The sequence below is a fragment of the Frankia sp. CoWAU3 genome (assembly GCF_977971855.1).
The window spans coordinates 1627-2609 of the sequence record NZ_CDWWXB010000038.1 but is presented as its reverse complement, the minus strand read 5'-3'; the positions used below and the strand labels follow the sequence as shown (position 1 = coordinate 2609).

Sequence of the window (983 nt, the reverse complement as noted above, 5' to 3'; positions counted from 1 at the left end):
CCGTCGCCGACCGCCCGCTGGTTGCGTAGTGTCGGTGAGTGACGTCAGCCGCACCGGTCGCCCGGGTAGGGGGGCTCACCGCCCTGGCCGGCGCGCTGCTCGCCGGCTCCCTGTCCGTCGGTCCCACCACCGGATCAGCCGCGGAACTCGCCGGCAGCGGGTCCGACCGCGCGGGCGCTGCGGTGCTCGGCGGTCTCGATCCGGCCGCGCCGATCCCGCAGCCCGCGGCGGTGGCGGCCCGCCTCGCCGGCCCGCTGGGTGATCCCGTTCTGGCGCGGCCCGCGGCCTTCGTCATAGACACGCAGTCGGGTCGGGTGCTCCTCGACGTCCGGTCCCGCATCCCCGTGGCACCGGCCTCCACGTTGAAAACCGCGGTCGCCACGGCCGCGTTGACCACCTTCCCCGACGACCGGCTGCGGACCACCGTGGTCTACAGCCCGCCCGCGGGCGGGAACGCCCGCACATCAGGCGGAACACTGTGGCTCGTCGGCGGCGGAGATCCGACCCTGACCGCCTCCACCGCGCCCGACGGCTATCCGGCTCTGGCCCGGCTGAGCGATCTCGCCGCTCAGGTCCGGGCCGCGGGTATCACCTCGGCGGCTCGGGTGATCGGCGATGGAGGGCTGTTCGTCGGTCCGGACCGGGCACCGGGATGGCGCGACAACTACGTGACCGACGGGGACGTCGCCCCGGTCTCGGCGCTGGAGGTCGACGCCGGACGGTCGGCACCGGAAGCCATCGGACCGCGCAGCCCCACCCCGGCCGCCGCCGCGACCACGGCCTTCGCCGCGGCGCTCATGACCGCCGGAGTATCCGTCGGATCGGTGGCCACCGGCCCGGCGGACCCGGCCGCACAACGGGTCGCGGCGGTCTACAGCCCTCCGGTGCGGGTCTTGGTCGAACGCATGCTCACCCAGTCAGACAACGATCTCGCCGAGAGCCTGGGACGGCTCGTCGCCCATCGGCGGGGCCTGCCCGCCTCG

The 983-nt window shown here is 75.1% G+C and carries 1 protein-coding gene; it reads left to right on the top strand.

What is annotated here, in order from left to right:
* Nucleotides 1-38: 38 nt before the first annotated feature.
* Nucleotides 39-983 (top strand): D-alanyl-D-alanine carboxypeptidase (locus AC08ON_RS06070; protein WP_476616598.1); only part of this gene is annotated, 945 nt, incomplete at its 3' end.